This is a genomic window from Sinorhizobium sp. BJ1 (genome assembly GCF_002531555.1).
In the GTDB taxonomy this organism is placed as follows: Bacteria; Pseudomonadota; Alphaproteobacteria; order Rhizobiales; family Rhizobiaceae; genus Sinorhizobium; species Sinorhizobium fredii_B.
In genome coordinates this window covers 112,117-134,988 of sequence record NZ_NWTH01000007.1, presented here as the reverse complement: position 1 = coordinate 134,988, position 22,872 = coordinate 112,117, and the positions used below count along the sequence as shown (strand labels likewise).

Below are 22,872 nucleotides of genomic sequence, written 5' to 3'. Positions count from 1 at the left end.
GTCCTCTTGAGATCGTCACGCTGCCACATACCAGGAAGGGGCCGGACTTGAGTCAAGCATTCATCGAGCCAGCGGGAGGGTGCGGCCGCGCCGCAGCGCTGCCGCCGCAGTCCCGCGCAAATCGATCAAGGCGATGCTCGCAATCCTTGCAAGCCGCTGACACTGCGGCTAAAAAATGCCACTTTGATGCATCACCCGGCCGTGACATCCAACGCGCCGTCGGCATTGCGATCTTCGGGCCCGATGTTCCGGCCAGCGCCTGCTTCCGCGGCTTTCCGGCTCCGGGATGACGACGGCGGATGGGGGGACACATGACCGTGTCTAGAAACGCGCCGGCGCCGCCTGGAACTTCAGGGCCGCAGCCACTCCGGCAGATCAACGAGAACCGGGCCAATCAACCCCGGTTGGAAACAGAATCCATACCCATGCTCCAACATACGACGCCGTCCAATACCCCGCGCGAACCCGAAGCGAAGCAAATCGATTACAACGATTCGATCCGCTCGACCTATTTCTCGAACGACGACCTCAGGGCGTGCGGGGCCGAGCTTGCGCTGAGCGGTGTTTCATCCCTGCCGGGATTCTTTCCCTTCGAGTTCCGCACCAGACACCGGGAGAACGAGAAGGAAATCTTCCGTGTCTACCGGGCGACGGCGGCCGACGTCGAAGCCGGCGCCTCGATCACCCCGGCGGCCGAATGGCTGCTCGACAACCACCATGTCGTGGAGGAAGCGATCCAGGAGGTCCGGCGCGATTTTCCGCGCAAGTTCTACCGCCAATTGCCGACGTTGTCGGTTTCCGGCACGAGCATTCCGCGCACCATGGCGCTTGCCTGGCTCTATGTGGCCCACACCCACAGCACCGTTTCGCGGGAGAGCATCACCGCGATGGTCGAGGGTTTCCAGGAGCAGGAGACCCTCAAGATCGGTGAATTGTGGGCCCTGCCGTCGATCCTGCGCTTCGTCCTCATCGAAAACCTGCGCCGCATCGCAATCCGCGTCGAACGCTCGCGCGGAATGCGGCGGAAGGCGAACGAGGTGGCCGACCAGATCATCCGCCTGAGCGATCCGGAACGATGCCGGTCGCTTTTGGCGGAGTCCGAGGCGCTTGCCGCCGACAACACCTTCATCGCCCAACTTCTCTACCGGATGCGCGACGGGTCTCAGACCTCCGGCGCGGTCATCGGCTGGATCGAGGAAAGGCTTGAGCAGCGCGGCACCGATGTCGAGGAGGCGCTGGTCGCCGAACAGAACCGCCTGTCGTCCGGCAACGCGACGATGAGCAATATCATCCGCAGCCTGCGCGAGATCGACGACACGGACTGGGCCGTCTGGTTCGAGAGTGTCAGCAAGATCGACGCGACGCTGCGTGAAGGCTCGGACTATGCGGCGCTCGAATTCGGTTCGCGCAACACGTATCGCGACACCATCGAAAAGCTCGCCCGCCGGTCCGGCTACAGCGAGCACGAGGTCACGCAGACCGCGATCGATATGGTCGAGGAGGCGAGGGCCGCCGCCGCGGTCGAGGCGCCGCTGCAGGAGCCGAATGTCGGCGCCTTCCTTGTCGGCGAACAGCGCAAGATCCTGGAGCGGAGGATCGGCTATTCGCCGTCGGTGCTGCAGAGGATGATCCGCCTGGTGCGCAAGCTGGACTGGTTTGCGATCGCCGGGCCGAACATCCTTCTGACCATCCTGGCGATGATTGCCGTTTACGCCTTCGTCAGCCCGATGGACATTCCGAACGGCGCCAAGCTGATCATGCTGCTGCTTTTCGCGCTGCCGGCTTCCGAGGGTGCGATGGGCCTGTTCAACACGCTCGTCACGCTGTTCGTCAAACCGTCGCGGCTTGTCGGTTACGAGTTCCTCGACGGCATCCCCGAGGACGCCCGCACGCTCGTCGTGGTGCCCTGCCTGATCGCCAAGCGCGACCATGTCGACGAGCTGGTGCGCAATCTCGAGGTTCACTATCTCGCCAATCCGCGTGGCGAGATCTATTTCGCTCTGTTGAGCGACTGGGCCGACAGCAAGTTCGAGGAAACGCCGACCGATTCGGACGTGCTCGAATATGCCAAGCGGGAAGTGGCGTCGCTCGCGGCCCGCTATGCCTATGACGGCAAGACGCGCTTCTTCCTCTTGCACCGCCGGCGGCTGTTCAACGAGGCCGAAGGCGTCTGGATGGGCTGGGAGCGCAAGCGCGGCAAGCTGCACGAGCTCAACCTCCTGTTGCGCGGCGATCGCGACACCTCGTTCCTCCAGGGCGCCAATACGGTGCCGGAGGACGTGCAATATGTCATGACGCTCGATTCCGACACGCGCCTGATGCGCGACGCGGTGACCAAGCTGGTCGGCAAGCTCTATCACCCGATCAACCGGCCGGTCGTGAACCCCAAGACGCAGCAGGTGGTAGCCGGCTACGGCCTCCTGCAGCCGCGCGTGACGCCGTCGCTGACGACGGGCAACGAGGCCTCCGCCTTCCAGCGCATCTTCTCGATCAACCGCGGCATCGATCCCTATATCTTCACCGTTTCCGACGTCTATCAGGACATCACCGACGAAGGCAGTTTCACCGGCAAGGGCCTCTACCACGTCGATGCCTTCGAGGCGGCGCTCAAGGGCCGGATCGAAGAGAACGCGGTGCTCAGCCATGACCTGCTCGAGGGATCCTATGCGCGCTGCGCGCTGGTGACCGATATCGAGCTCGTCGAGGACTTCCCGACCCGCTACGAAGTCGAGATGTCGCGTCAGCACCGCTGGGCGCGTGGCGACTGGCAGCTCCTGCCTTACATCTTCAGCCTGACGAACGGGCTCTCCATGCTCGGCCGCTGGAAGATGTACGACAACCTGCGCCGCTCGCTGATTCCCGTCGCCTGGCTCGCTGCTTCCGTCATGGGCTGGTACTACATGCAGCCGACGGATGCGCTGATCTGGCAGATCGTGCTGATCTTCAGTCTTTTCGTCGCGCCGACGCTATCGCTCATCTCCGGGATCATGCCGCGGCGCAACGATATCGTCGCCCGCGCCCATATACACACGGTGCTTTCCGACATCCGCGCCGCCAATGCGCAAGTTGCCTTGCGCATCGTCTTCATCGCCCACAATGCGGCGATGATGGCGGACGCGATCGTCCGGTCGCTCTACCGCACCTTCGTCAGCCGCAAGCTGATGCTCGAATGGCGGACGGCCGCGCAGGTCCAGAGTGCCGGCCACGGCTCGATCGGCGACTATTTCCGCGCCATGTGGACGGCGCCGGCGCTCTCCCTTGTTTCGCTTGCGCTCGCGGCCGTCTCCGATACCGGGCTGCCCTTCATCGGCATCCCGTTTGCCCTTGTCTGGGCGGCGTCGCCGGCGGTCGCATGGTTCGTCAGCCAGTCGGCGGAAACGGAAGACCAGCTCGTCGTCTCCGACGAGGCGATAGAGGACATGCGCAAGATCGCCCGGCGGACATGGCGCTATTTCGAGACCTTCGTCACCGCCGAGCAGAACTTCCTGCCGCCGGACAATTTCCAGGAAACTCCGCAACCGATTCTGGCGGAGCGCACCTCGCCCACCAATATCGGCGTCTATCTCCTGTCGGCGATGTCGGCGCGCTCCTTCGGCTGGATCGGCTTCGAGGAGACGATCACCCGGCTCGAGCAGACGATCGCCACGATCGATCGCATGCCCAAATACCGCGGCCATCTCTTCAACTGGTACCGCACGCGCGGCCTCGAAACGATGGAGCCGCGCTATATCTCGTCGGTCGACAGCGGTAATCTGGCCGGGCACCTGATCGCAGTCTCGTCCATGTGCCGGGAATGGGCCGAGGCGCCCTCCGCCCATGTCCAGGGCAATCTCGACGGCATCGGCGACGTCGCCGCCATCCTCGCCGAGGTGCTGGACGAACTGCCGGACGACCGCAAGACCGTGCGTCCTTTGCGGCGGCTGATCGAAGAGCGCATCGCCGGCTTCCAGAACGCGCTCGCCGCCGTCAAGCGCGAGCACGAGTTCGCCTCGATCCGGGTCATCAACCTGGCGGTGCTTGCCCGCGACATGCACAAGCTTACCCTCAATCTCGACCATGAGGTCCGCACCGCCCAAAGCGGCGAAGTGGCCAAATGGGCGGGCTCGCTGGTGGCGACCTGCGAGGCGCACATCGCCGACGGCGTCTTCGATCTCGGGGCGATCGACTCGCTGCGCCAGCGCCTGCTCGTGCTCAAGGACCGGGCCCGCGACATCGCTTTCTCGATGGATTTCAGCTTCCTGTTCCGGCCGGAGCGGCGGCTGCTCTCGATCGGTTACCGGGTGAACGCCAACGAGCTCGACGAGGCCTGCTATGACCTTTTGGCTTCGGAAGCGCGGCTGACGAGCCTCTTCGCAATCGCCAAGGGGGATCTGCCGACCGAGCATTGGTACAAGCTCGGACGGCCGATCGTACCGATCGGCGCGCGCGGCGCGCTCGTCTCCTGGTCCGGCTCGATGTTCGAATATCTGATGCCGCCGCTCGTCATACAGGAGCGGCAAGGCGGCATCCTGAACCAGACGAACAATCTGGTGGTGCAGGAGCAGATCAACCATGGCCGGCGCCTCGGGACCCCGTGGGGCATCTCTGAGGCCGCCTTCAATGCGCGCGACCACGAGCTCACCTACCAGTACACGAATTTCGGCGTGCCGACGCTGGGCCTCAAACGTGGTCTCGGCCAGAATGCGGTGATCGCGCCCTACGCGTCGATCCTCGCCTGCATGTACGACCCGAAGTCGGCGCTCGCCAATCTGGAGCGGCTCCGGGAAGTCGGCGCCCTTGGTGCCTATGGCTATCACGATGCGGTGGATTTCACGCCGACGCGCGTGCCCGAAGGGCAGAAATGCGCCGTGGTGCGCAACTACTACGCCCACCATCATGGCATGTCGATCGCAGCCGTCGCAAACGTGGTCTTCAATGGCCAATTGCGCGAATGGTTCCACGCCGATCCGGTGATCGAGGCGGCGGAGCTCTTGCTGCAGGAAAAGGCGCCGCGCGACATTCCGGTGATGGCTGCCAAGCGCGAGCCGGAATCACTCGGCAAGGGACAGGCCGACCTGCTGCGCCCGGAAGTCCGGCTGATCGAGGACCCGCTGGCGCAGGACCGCGAGACGGTTTTCCTGTCGAACGGCCACTATTCCATCATGCTAACGGCGACCGGCGCCGGCTACGGGCGCTGGAACGGCCAGTCGGTTACCCGTTGGAAGCCCGATCCGGTGGAAGACAGGTCGGGAACGTTCATCTTCCTGCGCGACACGGTGACGGGCGAGTGGTGGTCGGCGACCGCCGAGCCGCGCCGCGTCGAGGGCGAAAAGACCCTCACCCGCTTCGGCGACGACAAGGCCGAGTTCGTCAAGACCGTCGGCGATCTCATGAGCGAGGTGGAATGCATCGTCGCCACGGAACACGACGCCGAAGGCCGCCGGGTCATCCTGCTCAATACCGGCACGGAAGACCGCTTCATCGAAGTCACTTCCTATGCCGAGCCGGTGCTCGCCATGGACGATGCCGACAGCGCGCATCCGGCCTTCTCGAAGATGTTTATCCGCACCGAGATCAGCCGGCAGGGCGACGTCATCCGGGTGTCGCGCAACAAGCGCAGTTCCAGTGACCCGGACATCGAGGTCGCGCATCTCATCACCGACAATGCCGGCAGCGATCGGCACACCCAGGCGGAAACCGACCGCCGCCGCTTCGTCGGCCAGGGCCGCACGCTGTCGGAGGCCGCCGCCTTCGATCCGGGCGTCAGCCTCTCGGGCACCGACGGCTATACGCTCGACCCGATCATGGCGCTCCGGCGTGTCGTCCGGGTTCCGGCCGGCAAGAAGGTCAGCGTCATCTTCTGGACGATCGCCGCCCCGGACCGGGAAGCAGTCGACCGGGCGATCGACCGCTACCGCCACCCGGAAACTTTCAATCACGAGCTCATCCATGCCTGGACCCGCAGCCAGGTGCAGATGCGCCATGTCGGGATCAGTTCGAAGGAGGCGGCAAGCTTCCAGATGCTCGGCCGCTACCTGGTCTATCCCGACATGCACCTTCGCGCCGACACGGCGAGCGTCAAGGTCGGCCTCGCCTCCCAGGCGGCGCTGTGGCCGCTGGCGATCTCCGGCGACTTCCCGATCTTCTGCCTGAGGATCAATGACGACGGCGACCTCGGCATCGCCCGCGAGGCGCTGCGTGCGCAGGAATATCTGAGAGCCCGCGGCATCACCGCCGATCTGGTGATCGTCAATGAGCGCGCCTCATCCTATGCGCAGGATCTGCAGCACACGCTCGATTCCATGTGCGAGAACCTGAGGCTGCGCGGCCTCTCGGACGGCCCGCGCCAGCACATCTTCGCGGTGCGGCGCGACCTGATGGAGCCGGAGACCTGGTCGACGCTGATCTCGGCGGCGCGCGCCGTCTTCCACGCCCGCAACGGCACGATCACCGACCAGATCGCCCGCGCCGCCGCGCTCTACGCAAAGCCGGCGGAAGAGGCGAAGGAGCGTACGCGGATGCTGCTGCCGGTGATCCAGGACGGGGCCGACGGAGCGGCTGCGCCCGTCTCCGGCGACGACCTCGACTTCTGGAACGGTTTTGGCGGCTTTGCCGACGGGGGGCGCGAATATGTCGTGCGGCTGCGCGGCGGCGAGGCGACGCCTCACCCGTGGATCAATGTCATTTCCAACGAGGGCTTCGGCTTCCACGTCTCGGCCGAGGGAGCAAGCTTCTCCTGGAGCCGCAATTCGCGCGACTACCAGCTGACCCCTTGGAGCAATGACGCCGTCGTCAACCGTCCGGGCGAGGCGATCTTTATCCGCGATATGACGAGCGGTTCGGTGACGACGCCCTACGCAGCCCTTTCGCGGCGCAGGTCGGCGCTTTTCGAAGCGCGTCACGGCCTTGGCTATTCGAACTTCCGAAGCAAGCAGGACGACCTCGATATCGAGGCGACCCACACCGTGCACAGATCGCTGCCGGCCAAGCTCATCCGGCTGTCGATCCGCAACCGGGGTTCGGCCACCCGCAAGCTGCGCATCTACGGCTATGCCGAGTGGGTTCTCGGCAACAACCGCAGCCGCACGGCGCCTTTCGTGCTGACCGAATGGCAGGAGGCTGCGAGCGCGCTTCTCGCGACCAATCCCTACAGCATCGATTTTGCCGGCCGCACGGCATTCTTCGCGATCGATGGCGAGACGGCGAGCTACGCGGCGAGCCGCCGGGAGTTCCTCGGCCGCAACGGCGCGATCCTCGCCCCGCAGGCGGTTATTTCCGGAGCCGAACTTTCCGGGTCGACCGAAGTGGACGGCGACCCTTGCGCGGCGCTTGCGACGGATCTGACCATCGAGCCGGGCGCCGAGCGGCAGGTCACCTTCTTCCTCGGCGATGCCGACAACAGCGACCAAATAGAAGGAATCCTAGGGGAATTGCGTGCTGGCACATTCGAAACGGTGCTGGAGACGTCAAAGACCTTCTGGAGCGAGTTCACTGGCGTCGTGAAGGTGGAGACACCCGACCGGGCCTTCAACCACATGATCAATCACTGGCTTCCCTATCAGAGCCTCGGGTGCCGGATCATGGCCCGCTCGGCCTTTTATCAGGCGAGCGGCGCCTTTGGCTTCCGCGATCAATTGCAGGATACGCTCGCCTTCCTCACCCACCGGCCGGAACTGGCGCGGGCGCAGGTGTTGAACGCCGCCTCCCGACAGTTCGTCGAAGGCGACGTGCAGCATTGGTGGCTGCCCGGCTCCGGCGCGGGCGTCCGTACGATGATTTCCGACGACGTCGTCTGGCTCGCCTATGCGGTCGCGCATTATTGCACCGTCACCGGGACGAAGGACATCCTCGCCGAGAAGCTGCCCTTCATCGTCGGGCCTGCGCTCGAGGAGGGACAGCACGACAGCTTCTACACGCCGGAGATCGCTGACGAGGTTGCCGACATCTACGAGCATTGCGCCCGTGCACTCGATCTCGCCATCAAACGCACCGGTGCCAACGGGCTGCCGCTGATTCTTGGCGGCGACTGGAACGACGGCATGAACCGCGTCGGCGAGGCGGGCGAGGGTACGAGCGTCTGGCTCGGCTGGTTCCTGGCCGGAGCGCTTCGCGCCTTCCTGCCCTATGCGCGTGAGCGCAAGGATGAGCCACGCGTGGCGCACTGGGCGGCTCATCTCGATATCGTCAAGCGGGCGCTCGATGAGGCCGGCTGGGACGGCGACTACTATCGTCGCGGCTATTATGACGATGGATCGCCGCTCGGCTCGGCGGAAAACAATGAGTGCCGGATCGATTCGATCGCGCAATCCTGGAGCACGCTATCGGGCGAAGGCGACGCGGAGCGTTCCGGGCGCGCCATGGATGCGGTGATGGCGGAACTGGTCGATCCGGAAAAACGCATCGTCAGGCTGTTCACGCCGCCGCTCGAAAAGACCAAGCAGGATCCCGGCTATATCAAGTCCTATCCGCCGGGCGTGCGCGAGAATGGCGGCCAATATACCCACGCGGCCACCTGGGTCGTGCTGGCCTTCGCCGCTCAGGGGCGACCGGAGGAGGCCTGGCGAGCATTTCAGATGCTGAACCCGATATCGCATTCGCGCAGTCGCGACGGTGCGGAACATTACCGCGTGGAGCCCTATGTCGTGGCGGCGGATATCTATGGCGAGGGCGCCCTCGCCGGCCGCGGCGGCTGGACCTGGTATACCGGCTCGGCCGGCTGGCTCTACCGCGCCGGCGTCGAGGGGATCCTCGGCATTCGCCAGCGGGGGGAAAAGCTGGCGATCCAGCCGGTGTTGCCGGAGGAATGGGATGGTTATTCCGCCGAAGTCAGGCTGAATGGCGCCACCCATCGGATTTCCGTCAGCCGCGACAAAAAAACCGGTGAGTTGATCGTCAGCGTCAATAATAGTGTCACAAAAAACGCGCATGAAGGCATTTTACTCTAAGCGCCGGAATTGAATGGGAGAGGAACCGGCTTTGTGCGGAAGTGCGAGGCCGGTTTTTCTTTGCCGTCAGTTTGGCAGCGCGACCTCAGGTCGCGGTTTCATCGACGCTGCCGGAACGCCCTCGGGCGGGGCGGCGTCCGGTTTCAACAAGGGGTGGGGCGGGGCGCCAAAACCCGGATAAGGACCGCATGCTGCAAAAGACCTCTTGGGGCGGCAGAGACCGGATTGCAACCGCCCCCGTCGCGACAGGGCGCGACACCCGCCTCGACGTCTTCCGAGCGCTCTGCCTGTTGACGATCTTCATCAACCACGTTCCGGGCCAGTATCTCGAATATCTCACGCACAAGAACGTAGGCTTCTCCGACTCGGCAGAGGCCTTCGTGCTGATTTCCGGCCTGTCGGTCGGTGTAGCCTATGGCGGCAAGTTCGTGGCCGGTGCTCGGCTGGCGCTGACCTTGAAGGTCTGGCGTCGTGCCCTGACGCTCTATGTCGCGCATATCATGACGAGCGTAGTGACGCTGGCGATCTTTGCCGGCGGCGCCCTCTATTTCGGCCGCCAGGATCTGATCGGCGAAATCAACATCCGCCCGATCGTCGAGCAGGCCGAACAGGGCATCGTCGCCATGGTGCTGCTCGGCCACCAGCTCGGTTACAACAACATCCTGTCTATGTACGCGGTGCTGTTCCTGATGCTGCCCGGCATCCTGTGGCTGAATACGCATCGTCCGTGGCTGCTGTTCGTCCTTTCCGCCGCCCTCTGGCTTGCCGCCGGCTGCTTCAAGCTCGTCCCCTCGAATTTCCTCGACGAAGGCTACTGGTTCCTCAATCCCTGGTCCTGGCAGTTCCTCTTCGTGATCGGCATTCTCTGCATGACCCATGCGCGCCGCGGCGGTCGCCTGCCGCGAAGCTGGTGGCTCATCGTGCCTTCAGCAGCCTATCTGCTGATCTCGGCCGCCTGGGTGCTGTTCTCCTGGTGGAGCATCGATCTTTCCTTCGGGCTGCCGGCGGTGCTGACCGGCTTCGACAAGACGTTCCTGTCGCTGACGCGGCTCCTGCACGTGCTGGCGCTTGCCTATCTTCTGGCGATCACCCCGCTCGTCAGCCGGCTGACGCGGCTCGACGGCAATCATCCGCTGGTGATGGTCGGCCGGCATTCGCTGCCGGTCTTCATCCTCGGAACGATCCTCGCCATGGCCGGGCAGGTGCTGCTCTTCGTCACCGGCCGGAACCCGCTGATCGGCACCCTCTTCGTCATCGCCGGCATCGGCCTGCACTTCGTCTATGCCTATTATCTCGACTGGCTGAGGGAGATGGCCGGCGCCAAGCCGCTACGTGCGGCTTAGGAGGCGCGTCAGATCGGTTAGACTTGCATGGCCTGGTTAGGATTTAGATGCCTCCAGGAATTTATTGATTTGCGACGCGGAGAAGCATCCGTTGAAATTGGCGACAGCGCAAACCACCGTCTCCCAGGAGGTTTCGGTCAATGGAGCCGCGATACGCGGGATGATCAAGAGTGCTGCGGATCAGGGTGCGCGACTGATCAGTTTCTGCGAAGGCGCCCTCTCGGGTTATGGCAAAGCGCAGATACGAAGTCCTGATCGCTGGCGGACTTTCGATTGGGATCGTCAGGAAGCCGAGCTTCGGTCCATAGCCGATACTTGCAGGCAGTTTCGTATCTTTGCCGTCGTCGGCGCTGCGCATCGGCTCTCCGCCGCTTATCCGCCTCACAACAGCCTCTACGTCTTCGCGGACGACGGGAATTTGCTTACGAGATACGACAAACGATATCTGTCGAACACTGAGCTGGGCGGCTGGTACACCCCCGGAACCGAACCGATCACGTTTGAGATAGATGGCTATCGTTTCGGTTCAGCGGTGTGCATCGAGTCCCAGTTTTCCGAGGTATTCGCCGAGTACGAGCGTTTCGGCGTCGATGTGGTTCTCTTCTCTTCCTACGGCATTCCCGCGCATTTCCGGATCGCGCTACAGGCACATGCGGTGTTGAACTGCCTTTGGATAGGCGCAGCGACGCCGGCGCAAACCGCCGATGAGGGAGCCGCGGGTACGATCGGGCCTGATGGACGATGGATCAGCCTATGCTCGGCGTCTCTCGAGCCTGGCTTCGCGATTGCAACGCTCGATCGAGATGACCCAGCTTACGAGATTCCGCTTCGGAAGGCTCGGCCATGGCGTGCCAAAGCAAGGCAAGGAGATATCTACCGAGACAAGTTCGTGGACGATCCGAGAAGTCGCGACAGAAGCGGTTACTGAAGTTTTCCGGCGACGCGAGCATGCCACCGCCGCCGCACGCGCCCACTCGAGGGGCTTTGCAGTGCCTTAAATGACACAATGCCCCGGAGCTCCGGGGCATTGTCGTTTCGTGCCAATGAGGCGATAGAGGTCACGCCGCCGTGAGGCTCTTGCGGACATCTTCGTCCGTCAGAATACCGCTGGCGCGCAGAAGGGCGGCGAAGCGACCGTTGCTCTGGCTGAGTTCGCTGAAGCCGCCCATCTCGACGACCCGGCCGTGATCCATGAAAATCACCAGGTCCGCCTCGCGCACCGTCGACAGGCGGTGGGCGATGATGAAGGTCGTGCGGTCCTTCCGCAGCGCATCGATCGCTTCCTTGACGCGTGCCTCGGTTTCGACGTCGAGCGCACTGGTCGCCTCGTCGAGCACGAGGATCGGGGAGTTCTTGAGGATGGCGCGGGCAATGGCGATCCGCTGGCGTTCGCCGCCCGAGAGCCGGTTGCCGCGTTCGCCGACCATCGTGTCGTAGCCGTTGAGGCGGCCTTCGATGAAGTCGCTTGCGGCGGCGGCTTCGGCGGCGCCCATGATCTCTTCCAGCGTAGCATCCTCGCGGCCGAGCCGGATGTTGTCGCCGATCGAGCGGTTCATCAGGCCGGCATCCTGGAAGACGGTGGCGATCGAGCGGCGCAGCGACTTGCGCGTTACGGTCGAGATATCGACGCCGTCGATCAGGATTTGGCCGTGCTTCGGCTCATGGACCCGCTGCAACAGGTTGACGAGCGTCGTCTTGCCGGCGCCGGTCGGGCCGACGATGGCGATCGTCTGGCCGGCCTTGGCTGTGAACGAGACGTTGCGCACGCCCTGGGCGGAATTGGCGAAGTCGAAGGAGACGTCGCGGAACTGCACTTCGCCGACGACGCCGGTGAGTTCCTTGGCGCCGGCCGGCTCCTCGCGTTCACGCACCGCATCCTCGAGCTTGTAGAAGTCCTCGAGCTTGGCGCGCGCCTCGAAGATCTGCGTCACGAAGGCCTTCATCTGGTCGAGACGGCCGATCAGGAGGTTGGCGAAGCCGATGAAGGCGATCACCTCGCCAACGCCGAGCTCGCCGCGCTGCACCAGGATCGTACCGATGACGAGGATCGCCATCATCGAAATGGTCGAGGCGATGCGGTTGAGCGCGCTCGCCAGCGCCCACCAGTCGAGCACCGGATACTGGGCGGAGAGAAGCCGCTCGGCGAACTTCTTCAGTTCGCGCGTTTCCGCTTCGATACGGTTGTAGCTGTGAACCACCGAGACGTTGCTGATCGCGTCGGAGACATGCGAGAAGACCGTGTGGTAGTGGTTCTCGACCAAGGCCTGGCCGTCCTTGGTGCGACTCATCACGGCCTTGCTGATCAGCACATAGGCCGCGCCAAGCACGACGAGCACCATCGACAGGCGGAAGTCCATGGCGAAGGCGGTCGGCACCAGCAGGACGAGTGCTACGGCGGTCGCGAGGTGCTGGCGCATGAATTCGAGCCATAGCCCGAAGAGCGTCTCGCAGGCGCGCAGCAGCGTGTGCAGCGCGTTCGAGGTGCCTCGCTGGCTATGCCAGGAGAGCGGCATGGAGACGATCCGGCCGAAGGCTTCCGTCAGGAGCGTCGCCCGACGGCCATGCGCAAGACGGTCGGCCTCGCGGGAGACGAGCACGAAGGCGATCGTGTTGAAGACACCGAAGCCGGCCCACAGGAGCAGCATCGGCGCGACGTCCTTCTGCGACGAGATCGCGTCGATGATACGGCCGAAGAGGATGGGTTCGGCAATCGTGATGGCAGCCAGGACGATATTGGCGATGACGATCGCCCCGACACGGATTTTGTGGACAGCAAGATACTGAAGCGCTCTTGCATACACCTGGAATAAAGACACTGTCTCACCCCTTCTGGGCATCGGATTTTTCCGCCGCAACAGCAGTGCGGCGAGGCGTTGCGCCTTTGTCGATCAACGCAGGATTGCCCTGCTGGACCGACAAAGCCGCGCGAGACGGCCCTGAGAAAAACCTGCGGAAAACCCGAAGCGGGCAAATCAGACGGCTTGATCATCCGGGTCCAAGGGAGGATTTGGTGGACGATCCATCGTTCGCAATCTCTTGCCACGACTCCGATTTTTTGCAGGTTTCGTACAGGACCGGGCGTGATAAGAAGAATTATCGCGGTTGCAACATGAATGGCTTCTGAACGGCGCGTTCATAGAAGACTTCGCAAGCGCTCGCTGCCCGTTCCGACCTCAAGGTGTTCAATGAATATAACGTTGCTCGTACAGTTTCTGGCGCTTCTGGAAGAGATGAAGACACGCGAGGAGATCCTGCCCGAGTTCGAGCGGCTGCTCGATCGCTGCGGCTTCGATTTCTACGGCCTCATACGCCAGCCCAAACCGCACGAGAACCCGTTGAGGCTCTTGCTCGCCGGGCGCTGGCCCGACGGCTGGCCGCAGATCTACATCCGCAAGAAATACGTCGTCATCGACCCGACGATCCGCTATCTCGGCCACGCCCAGCGCGGCTTCCGCTGGCGCGACACGCTCGTCGCCTTCCGCTCCGACCCGCACCGCAAGCGCATGGAAAGCATGATGATCGAGGCGCGCAATCACGGGCTCTTCGACGGCTACATCTTTCCGGTGCATGGCCGGCGCGGGCTGATGGGCAATTTGACCGTCGGCGGCCGTGTGGTCGACTTGAGCCCGGTGGAACTGAGCCTCTTCGACGCGATCGCCAAGCGGCTGTTCTGGAAGCTGCTCGAACTCACCGATCCGGAAATCATGGCAGAGCTCGTCTCGCGCGTCGAAGTCCAGATGACCCGGCGCGAGATGGAAGCGCTGAACTATCTCGCCGACGGCATGACCTCGAACGACATTGGCAAGGTGCTCGACATTTCGAGCCATACGGTCGACTGGTACATGAACGGCATCCAGGAAAAGCTGAAGGCGAAGAACCGGCACCACGCCGTGGCCCATTGCCTTCCGCCTTGGATTGATCTCCTAGGGGGCCGTCCTGACCCAATGGGTTAGGCTTCGTGTCGCATCTGAAATTGCACTTCATTCCTTGACTCGCTAATAGTTCATTTCGCGGGTGCAGCATTCCCGCGTTTTCAAGTCTATTGAGGAGTCCGACTTGTCCATCTCAAAGATCCTTGTTGCCAACCGATCCGAAATCGCCATCCGCGTCTTCCGCGCGGCCAACGAGCTGGGGCTTGAAACGGTCGCGATATGGGCTGAGGAGGACAAGCTGGCGCTGCACCGCTTCAAGGCGGACGAGAGCTATCAGGTCGGCCGCGGTCCGCATCTGCCCCGCGACCTCGGACCGATCGAGAGCTATCTTTCGATCGACGAGGTGATCCGCGTCGCCAAGCTGTCGGGCGCAGACGCCATCCATCCGGGCTACGGACTGCTGTCGGAAAGTCCGGAATTCGCCGAGGCCTGCGCCGAGAACGGCATCACCTTCATCGGCCCGAAGCCGGAAACGATGCGCCAGCTCGGCAACAAGGTGGCGGCCCGCAACCTGGCGATCTCGATCGGCGTGCCGGTCGTGCCGGCGACCGAGCCGCTGCCGGACGACCCGGCCGAGATCAAGCGGCTCGCCGACGAGATCGGCTATCCGGTGATGTTGAAGGCTTCCTGGGGCGGCGGCGGCCGCGGCATGCGGGCGATCCGCGACCCGAAGGACCTGATCCGCGAGGTGACCGAGGCGAAGCGCGAGGCGAAGGCCGCCTTCGGCAAGGACGAGGTCTATCTCGAAAAGCTCGTCGAGCGGGCCCGCCATGTCGAAAGCCAGATTCTCGGCGACACGCACGGCAATGTCGTGCATCTGTTCGAGCGCGACTGCTCGATCCAGCGGCGCAACCAGAAGGTCGTCGAGCGCGCGCCGGCGCCCTATCTCAACGAGGCGCAGCGGCAGGAGCTTGCCGACTATTCGCTGAAGATCGCTCAGGCGACCAACTATATCGGCGCCGGCACCGTCGAGTATCTGATGGATGCCGACACCGGCAAGTTCTACTTCATCGAAGTGAATCCGCGCATCCAGGTCGAGCACACGGTGACCGAGGTGGTCACCGGCATCGATATCGTCAAGGCGCAGATCCACATCCTCGACGGCTTTGCCATCGGTACGCCGGAGTCGGGCGTGCCGAAGCAGGCGGACATCCGCCTCAACGGCCACGCCCTGCAGTGCCGCATCACCACCGAGGACCCGGAGCAGAACTTCATTCCGGACTATGGCCGCATCACCGCCTATCGCGGCGCCACCGGCTTCGGCATAAGGCTCGACGGTGGCACCGCCTATTCCGGCGCGATCATCACCCGCTATTACGATCCGCTGCTGGAGAAGGTCACCGCCTGGGCGCCGACGCCGGACGAGGCGATCCGCCGCATGAACCGGGCGCTACGCGAATTCCGCATCCGCGGCGTCGCGACCAATCTCACCTTCCTCGAGGCGATCATCGGCCACCCGCAGTTCCACGACAACAGCTACACGACCCGCTTCATCGACACGACGCCGGAACTGTTCCAGCAGGTGAAGCGCCAGGACCGCGCCACCAAGCTGTTGACCTATCTCGCCGACGTCACCGTCAACGGCCATCCGGAGGCGAAGGGCCGGCCGAAGCCCAACGACGACATCGCCGCTCCAGTCGTGCCGTTCATCAATGGTGAGGCGAAGCCCGGCACCAAGCAGCGGCTCGATGAGCTTGGTCCGAAGAAGTTCGCCGAATGGGTGAAGGCGCAGCCTGAGGTGCTGATCACCGACACGACGATGCGCGACGGCCACCAGTCGCTGCTTGCCACCCGCATGCGCACCTATGACATCGCCCGGATCGCCGGCACCTATGCCCGGGCGCTGCCCAATCTCTTCTCGCTCGAATGCTGGGGCGGGGCCACCTTCGACGTGTCGATGCGCTTCCTGACCGAGGATCCGTGGGAGCGGCTGGCGATGGTGCGCGAGGACGCGCCGAACCTGCTTCTGCAGATGCTGCTGCGCGGCGCCAACGGCGTCGGCTACAAGAACTATCCGGACAATGTCGTCAAATACTTCGTCGCACAAGCGGCCAAGGGCGGCATCGACGTGTTCCGCGTCTTCGACTGCCTGAACTGGGTCGAAAACATGCGCGTTGCGATGGATGCTGTGGCGCAAGAGAACAAGATCTGCGAGGCGGCGATCTGCTACACCGGCGACATCCTGAATTCCGCCCGGCCGAAATACGACCTGAAATACTACACGGCGCTGGCCGCTGAACTGGAAAAGGCCGGCGCCCATATCATCGCCGTCAAGGACATGGCCGGACTATTGAAGCCGGCCGCCGCACGGGTGCTGTTCAAGGCGCTGAAGGCATCGACCGACCTGCCGATCCATTTCCATACCCACGACACCTCGGGCATCGCCGCGGCGACCGTGCTGGCGGCGGTCGAATCCGGCGTCGACATCGTCGATGCGGCGATGGATGCGCTGTCCGGCAACACCTCGCAGCCCTGCCTCGGCTCCATCGTCGAGGCGCTGGCCGGCACCGAGCGCGACCCCGGCCTGAATCCGGAATGGATCCGCCGCATCTCCTTCTACTGGGAGGCGGTGCGCCATCAATACGCGGCCTTCGAGAGCGACCTCAAGGGACCGGCCTCGGAAGTCTACCTGCACGAGATGCCGGGCGGCCAGTTCACCAACCTCAAGGAGCAGGCCCGCTCGCTCGGCCTCGAGACCCGCTGGCACGAGGTGGCGCAGGCCTATGCCGACGCCAACCGGATGTTCGGCGATATCGTCAAGGTGACGCCGTCCTCCAAGGTGGTCGGCGACATGGCGCTGATGATGGTCTCGCAGGACCTGACGGTCGCCGATGTCGGGAACCCGGCCAAGGACGTCTCCTTCCCGGACTCGGTCGTATCGATGCTCAAGGGCGATCTCGGTCAGCCGCCGGGCGGCTGGCCGGAAGGGTTGCAAAAGAAGGCGCTGAAGGGCGAAGAGCCCTATACGGCCGTACCGGGCTCGCTGCTGCCGCCGGCCGATCTCGACGCGGAGCGTAAGAGCATCGAGGAGAAACTCGGCCGTGAGCTCGATGATTTCGAGTTCGCTTCCTATCTGATGTATCCGAAGGTCTTCACCGACTATGCGATCGCTTGCGAGACCTATGGTCCGGTCAGCGTGCTGCCGACGCCGGCCTATTTCTACGGCATGGCGCCGGGGGAGGAACTGTTCGCCGATATCGAGAAGGGCAAGACGCTGGTGATCCTCAACCAGGCCCAAGGCGAGATCGACGAGAAGGGCATGGTCAAGATGTTCTTCGAATTGAACGGCCAGCCGCGGTCGATCAAGGTGCCGGACCGCAACCGCGGCGCTTCCGCCGCCATTCGCCGCAAGGCCGAGGCCGGCAACGCCGCCCAGCTCGGCGCGCCGATGCCGGGCGTCATCTCGACGGTTGCCGTCCATCCCGGCCAGCCGGTCAAGGCCGGCGACGTGCTGCTCTCCATCGAGGCGATGAAGATGGAGACGGCGCTGCACGCCGAGAGGGACGGCACGATCGCCGAGGTGCTGGTCAGGGCCGGCGACCAGATCGACGCCAAGGATCTGCTGATCGTGTTTGGTGCTTGAAGGTACAAGACCCTAGTCCATACGGCCGGAACGTTGCGGCCGTATTCGTAGTGCGAAATGAAGCGACGCCAGGCCTGCTGTAGCATCGCCGCCCATCCCCGCGGCTATTCACAGCATCCGTGGTAGTATCAGTCCGCCTGCTTGTCCGGAGGTTGCTCAAATATCATAGCTCATCGGCGCACTCAGCGACGCGATGAACCGCTTGGTCCGCTCCCGCTCGGGCGTTGAAAAAATCTTGCGCGGCGGACCGCTTTCGACGACGACGCCGGCGTCGAGGAAGACCACGTGATCGGCGACGCGGGAGGCAAGGCGCAGGTCGTGGGTGGCCATGATCATCGTCGTGCCTTCGCGCGCGAGACGGCTGAGCACCTCGACAACTTCCTCGGCGAGTTCCGGATCGAGCGCCGAGGTCGGCTCGTCGCACAAGAGGACGCGTGGGGACGGTGCAAGCGCGCGGGCGATCGCCACGCGCTGCTGCTGGCCGCCGGAAAGGGTCGCCGGCCAGGCATCGGCCTTGTGGGCCATGCCGACCTTCTCCAGCAGTTCAAGCGCGCGGGCACGGGCCCGGTCGGCCGGCCATTTGAGGACGGTGACGAGGCCTTCCATCACATTGCCGAGCGCGGTCTGGTGCGGAAAGAGCTGGAAGTTCTGGAACACCATGCCGGTCTGCCGTCGCAGCCGCTGGATCGCCTGCCAGCCGACCTTGCGGCCGGGGGAAAATTCGAGCTGCTCCTCCCCGAGGCGGATCGCGCCGCTGGTCGGGACTTCCAAGAGATTGACGCAGCGCAACAGCGTGCTCTTGCCGCCGCCCGACGGACCGACGAGCGCCGTAACGGTGCCTTCCGCCAGCGTGACACTGATGCCGTTCAGGACCGTATTGGTGCCGAAGCGCTTGACGATATGCGTAAGCTCGATCATGCGCGTGCCTCCAGGAAGCCGCCATAGCGGGCGAAGCGTTTCTCGAGCTTCACCTGCAGGGCCGAAAGCACGGAGCTCATGGCGAGATAGATCAGCGCCGCCTCGATATAGAGGATCAACGGCTCATAGGTGGTGGCGACGATGCGTTGCGCCGTCTGGAACAGCTCCGGCACGGTGATCGCCGCGGCAAGCGACGTGTCTTTCACCAGCGAGATGAAGGTGTTCGACAGCGGCGGCACGGCCACCCGGCCGGCCTGCGGCAGAATGGTGCGGCGCATCGCCTGGCTCCAGCTCATGCCGATTGAATAGGCGGCTTCCCACTGGCCGCGCGGCACGGAGGAGATGACGGCGCGAATGATCTCGGACGTATAGGCGCCGATGTTCAGCGTGAAACCGATGAGGGCTGCCGGGAAGGCATCGAGCAAAATGCCCATGCTCGGCAGGCCGTAGAAGATGACGAAAAGCTGGACGAGCAGCGGTGTGCCGCGGATCACCCAAACATAGAAACGCGCCACGGCGACGAAGGGTGCCGGCGCGAAAAGCCGGGCGATGGCGGTGACGAGGCCGAGCAGCAGGCCGAGAATGAAGGAAAGCAGGGTCAGCGGGATGGTGAAAATCAACCCGGCCCAGAGCAGGGTCGGCAGCGATTCCGCCATGAGGTTCAACCAATTTGGCAAGGGAAAGCCTTTCAAAACGCGCGATCCGCTCCGGGGCCGGAACGGATCGTAATTCATGGAGCGGAATGGGGAAAGCGGTGAGGCCCGCATCCGTATAACTGTTCCGTAAGAACTCCTTCTGGCCCTACGGGCCACCCTCCCCACAGGGGGGAGGGATGAGAGGCTCCGAATCCGTTGCGTCCCTCTTTCGACGCTTCGCTTGTCGCGCCTGCCTTCGGCGGCTGGACCTTGTGCAGGATGCAGAGGCTTCGTGTAGAGCTCGGCGCCGCGGCAGGGTTAAAGCCCTCCTCCTTGTGGGGAGGGTTGAGAGGGGTCAGTCGCCGGCCTCTCCACAGACGCTATTTCGAAACGTCGGCGCCGAAATATTTCTGCGAGATCTTCTCGTAGGTACCGTCGGCCTTGATTTCGGCCAGCGCCTTGTTGATCGCGGCAAGCAGTTCCGGCTCGTTCTTGCGCAGGATGATGCCGGAATAGTCGGCGTCGGATTTCTCTGCGGCGATCTTCACGTTGGCGTCCGGCTTCTGCTTCTTGAAATCGAGGAAGGAGAGGCTGTCGTTGATCGTCGCGTCGGCGCGGCCGGTCAGGACGAGCTGAATCGATTGGTCGAAGCCGTCGGTGCCGACGAGCTCGGCGCCGGAGGATTCGGCAAGCTTGCCGAAATTGCTGGTCAGCGACTGGGCGGATCTCTTGCCTTTCAAGTCGGCGAAGTCCTTGATCTCCTCGTTGTCGCCCTTGACGATCAGCACCGCCTTGGAAGCGATGTAGGGCTCGGAGAAATCGTACTTCTTCCTGCGCTCCTCGGTGATGCCGACCTGGTTGATGACGGTGTCGTAACGGTTGGCATCGAGGCCGGCGATCAGCCCGTCCCATTTGCCTTCCAGGAACTCTGCCTTGACGCCGAGGCGCTGGGCGACTGCCTGGCCGATCTCCACGTCGAAACCGACGAGCGCGCCGTTGGCATCGTGATAGGTGAAAGGGGCATAGGTGCCCTCGGTACCGATCTTCAGCACGCCGGTCGATTTGATATCGTCGAGGTTCGAGCCCGCTTCGGCAGGCGCAAAGGCGGCCAGTTGCAGAAGCGCGGCTGCGAAAAGTGTCGGAAGGAGTTTCATTGTTCTGTTTCCATCTTTCTGTTCTCCGGCCCGTCATCCGGATTGCGCCGAGACTCGCACAAATTCCGAAGCGCCTGAGCGCATAAAAGACCAATTCCCGGCTGTTTCGAGAGAATATTTTCTCAAGCGAACCGACCCGATCGGAACGGCCGCCATAACAACCTCCAAACTGCTTGCCTGTTCCGATCGATCCCCGGTTGAAATCGCCATGCGAGGGTGGTACACGTTCTCATCGATTCATGCACGTTTATGCACGATTTTGGAAAATGTCGATCGAACTGCTGCTGCGCGAAAGAAAATCCCTGATCCGGGAACGCCTGAGGACCGATGGCCGCGTTCTCGCCGCCGATCTGGCGCGCGAGTTCAATGTTTCCGAAGACACGATCCGGCGGGACCTGCGCGAGATGGCCGCGGCGGGCCTCTGCGAGCGCGTCTATGGCGGCGCCCTGCCGATTGCGCCGGATGCGGGCTCCTTGAGCGAGAGGGCCGCGCTTGCCCCGGAAAGCAAAGCGGCGCTGGCCCGGGCGTCGGTCGGCTTCATTCGGCACGGCATGACGGTGTTTCTCGATGCGGGCTCGACCAATCTGGCAATTGCGCAGACCATCGAGCCGGGCCTTTCGGCGACGATCGTCACCAACACGCCGCTGATCGCCTCCGCGCTGTTGGAGAAGCCGGGGCTCGACGTCATCCTGATCGGCGGTGCGCTCGATCGCGCCGTCGGCGCTGCGATCGGGGCGCGGGCGCAGCGCGATGCCGCTCTCATGCGTCCCGACCTATGCATCCTCGGCACCTGCGGCGCCGATGCCGATGCCGGGCTCACTGCCATCCACTTCGAGGACGCGGAATTCAAGCGACTGATCGCCGCGCGCAGCCGCTCGGTTGTCGTCGCCGTCACCACCGACAAACTCGGCACAGCCGCGCCCTATGCGGTGATCGGCATCGACGGGGTTTCGACGCTGGTTCTCGAAGCGGGCGCCCCGGAGGCATATATCGCGGCATTCACCGCACAGGGTGCCAGCGTCGTTCTTGTGAAGGGGAGCGCCGGATGAGCATCGTGCATGTCGCCCTCTGGACAAGGAATTGCGATCGGATCGCCTTCCGGGTCGACGAAGCCGTACCCCGCGACCCCGACGGCAACCTTATCGAAACCACCATTTGAGCCGGGATCGGCGAACAGGAAGATCAAAATGGATCAGCGCACAGAGAATGCCCCGAAGGCGGCAGTCCGGCAGGGCTATATGTCGAAGAACCGGCTTGCCGTCTCTCTGCTGTTCTTGATGAACGGCTTCATAACCGGAAGCTGGGCGCCGAAAATTCCCGAATTCAAGGATCGACTCGGGATCGGCGAGAGCGTCCTCGGCCTCTTGATCCTGGTGTTCGGCATCGGCTCGCTGGTGCTGATGCCGATCGCCGGCGGCTATATTGCCCGCATCGGCTCCGAGAAGGTGGCCAAGACCACGGCGATCATCCTCTCGCCCCTGCTCCTCGTCCTGACGCTGTTGCCGGATGTCTGGACGGCGGCGATCGGCATGTTCCTGCTCGGCGGCTTCGTCGGCGCCATGGATGTGGCGATGAACGCCAATGCCGTCGAGGTCGAGAAATCGATGCGCCGCGCTATCATGTCCTCCTGCCACGCCTATTGGAGCCTCGGCGGGCTGATCGGCGCCGGCATCGGCGGCTTCCTGATGGCGCGCGTCGGAGTGCTGCCGCATGCCATCCTGGTGACCGGCCTCTGCGCCGCGATCCTTGCGGTCGCCTGGCCGATGATCCTTGCGGACCAGCCGCATCCCGCGGCAGCCAAGGAGAAGCTCAAGCTGCCGTTGACGCCGCTGCCTTGGCTTGTCGGCCTGATGGCGCTGTTCTCGATGGTGCCGGAAGGGGCCGTGCTCGACTGGGGAGCGCTCTATCTCCGCAACGAGCTCGGCGCCTCGGTCGAGCTCTCGGGCTTCGGCTTTGCCGCCTTCTCGGCGACCATGGCGGCGATGCGTTTTGCCGGCGATCACGTGCGCGATCGCTTCGGCGCGACGACGACGCTGCGCATCTGCACGGTCACGGCCCTCGTCGGCATGGTTCTGGCGGGGCTTGCGCCGAACGCGGCCATGGCGGTGCTCGGATTTGCCGTCGCCGGCATCGGCATTTCGAACATGGTGCCGATCGCCTTTTCGGCCGGCGGCAACATGCCGGGCCTGCAGCCGGGCATCGGCCTCGCGGTCGCGACAACGATGGGCTATTCCGGCATGCTGTTCGCGCCGTCGCTGATCGGCTTCATTGCCGAGCACAGCGGCTTTGCCGTCATCTTCGCATCGCTGCCCGTTCTCTTCATCGTCGTGCTTCTCCTGTCGCACCACGCCGTTCATGCGGATCACAAGGGGCGGGATTAGTA

The 22,872-nt window shown here is 63.7% G+C and carries 10 protein-coding genes and 1 pseudogene; 7 read left to right on the top strand and 4 right to left on the bottom strand.

The window, feature by feature from the left end; translation table 11 throughout:
• Positions 1 to 311: 311 nt before the first annotated feature.
• The 3 genes from ndvB to CO676_RS12585 all read left to right on the top strand — a co-directional run bounded on the left by ndvB (position 312) and on the right by CO676_RS12585 (position 11,195).
• Positions 312 to 8,924, top strand: a complete 8,613-nt coding sequence (gene ndvB / locus CO676_RS12595) for a cyclic beta-(1,2)-glucan synthase (RefSeq protein WP_097521310.1) — start codon at positions 312 to 314, stop codon at positions 8,922 to 8,924.
• Between the two features lie 188 nt (positions 8,925 to 9,112).
• A complete protein-coding gene (gene opgC / locus CO676_RS12590) occupies positions 9,113 to 10,267 on the top strand; it encodes an OpgC domain-containing protein (RefSeq protein ID WP_097521309.1) in 1,155 nt (384 codons plus the stop codon).
• 91 nt (positions 10,268 to 10,358) lie between these two features.
• A complete protein-coding gene (locus tag CO676_RS12585) occupies positions 10,359 to 11,195 on the top strand; it encodes a carbon-nitrogen hydrolase family protein (protein WP_179875476.1) in 837 nt (278 codons plus the stop codon).
• A 130-nt stretch (positions 11,196 to 11,325) separates the two neighbouring features.
• On the opposite strand, the gene CO676_RS12580 is transcribed toward CO676_RS12585, so the two are convergent.
• Positions 11,326 to 13,083 carry a glucan ABC transporter ATP-binding protein/ permease gene (locus tag CO676_RS12580; RefSeq protein WP_014766412.1) on the bottom strand — a complete coding sequence of 586 codons (1,758 nt, stop codon included), beginning with the start codon at positions 13,081 to 13,083 and terminating at the stop codon, positions 11,326 to 11,328.
• A 369-nt stretch (positions 13,084 to 13,452) separates the two neighbouring features.
• On the opposite strand from CO676_RS12580, the pseudogene CO676_RS12575 reads away from it, so the two are divergent.
• Together CO676_RS12575 and pyc are read left to right on the top strand one after the other, a co-directional pair.
• Positions 13,453 to 14,194, top strand: a pseudogene (locus CO676_RS12575) (LuxR family transcriptional regulator).
• A gap of 129 nt (positions 14,195 to 14,323) precedes the next feature.
• Positions 14,324 to 17,782, top strand: coding sequence for a pyruvate carboxylase (gene pyc, locus CO676_RS12570; protein ID WP_097521307.1), 3,459 nt, complete (start codon positions 14,324 to 14,326; stop codon positions 17,780 to 17,782).
• Positions 17,783 to 17,938: 156 nt separating this feature from the next.
• On the opposite strand, the gene CO676_RS12565 is transcribed toward pyc, so the two are convergent.
• The 3 genes from CO676_RS12565 to CO676_RS12555 form a co-directional block, all read right to left on the bottom strand.
• Positions 17,939 to 18,700, bottom strand: a complete 762-nt coding sequence (locus tag CO676_RS12565) for an amino acid ABC transporter ATP-binding protein (RefSeq protein ID WP_014766408.1) — start codon at positions 18,698 to 18,700, stop codon at positions 17,939 to 17,941.
• A complete protein-coding gene (locus tag CO676_RS12560; protein WP_086018067.1) occupies positions 18,697 to 19,377 on the bottom strand; it encodes an amino acid ABC transporter permease in 681 nt (226 codons plus the stop codon). The genes CO676_RS12565 and CO676_RS12560 overlap by 4 nt, the downstream gene beginning before the upstream one ends.
• A gap of 338 nt (positions 19,378 to 19,715) precedes the next feature.
• Positions 19,716 to 20,489 (bottom strand): amino acid ABC transporter substrate-binding protein, encoded by a 774-nt coding sequence (locus CO676_RS12555; protein WP_097521306.1) that lies wholly within the window; start codon positions 20,487 to 20,489, stop codon positions 19,716 to 19,718.
• A 266-nt stretch (positions 20,490 to 20,755) separates the two neighbouring features.
• Between CO676_RS12555 and CO676_RS12550 the strand changes: the two genes are divergently transcribed.
• Positions 20,756 to 21,538 carry a DeoR/GlpR family DNA-binding transcription regulator gene (locus CO676_RS12550; protein ID WP_097521382.1) on the top strand — a complete coding sequence of 261 codons (783 nt, stop codon included), beginning with the start codon at positions 20,756 to 20,758 and terminating at the stop codon, positions 21,536 to 21,538.
• Positions 21,539 to 21,676: 138 nt separating this feature from the next.
• The gene (locus CO676_RS12545) at positions 21,677 to 22,870 is read left to right on the top strand and encodes an MFS transporter (RefSeq protein ID WP_179875475.1); all 1,194 of its coding nucleotides are present in this window, start codon (positions 21,677 to 21,679) and stop codon (positions 22,868 to 22,870) included.
• The last annotated feature ends 2 nt before the right edge of the window (positions 22,871 to 22,872 follow it).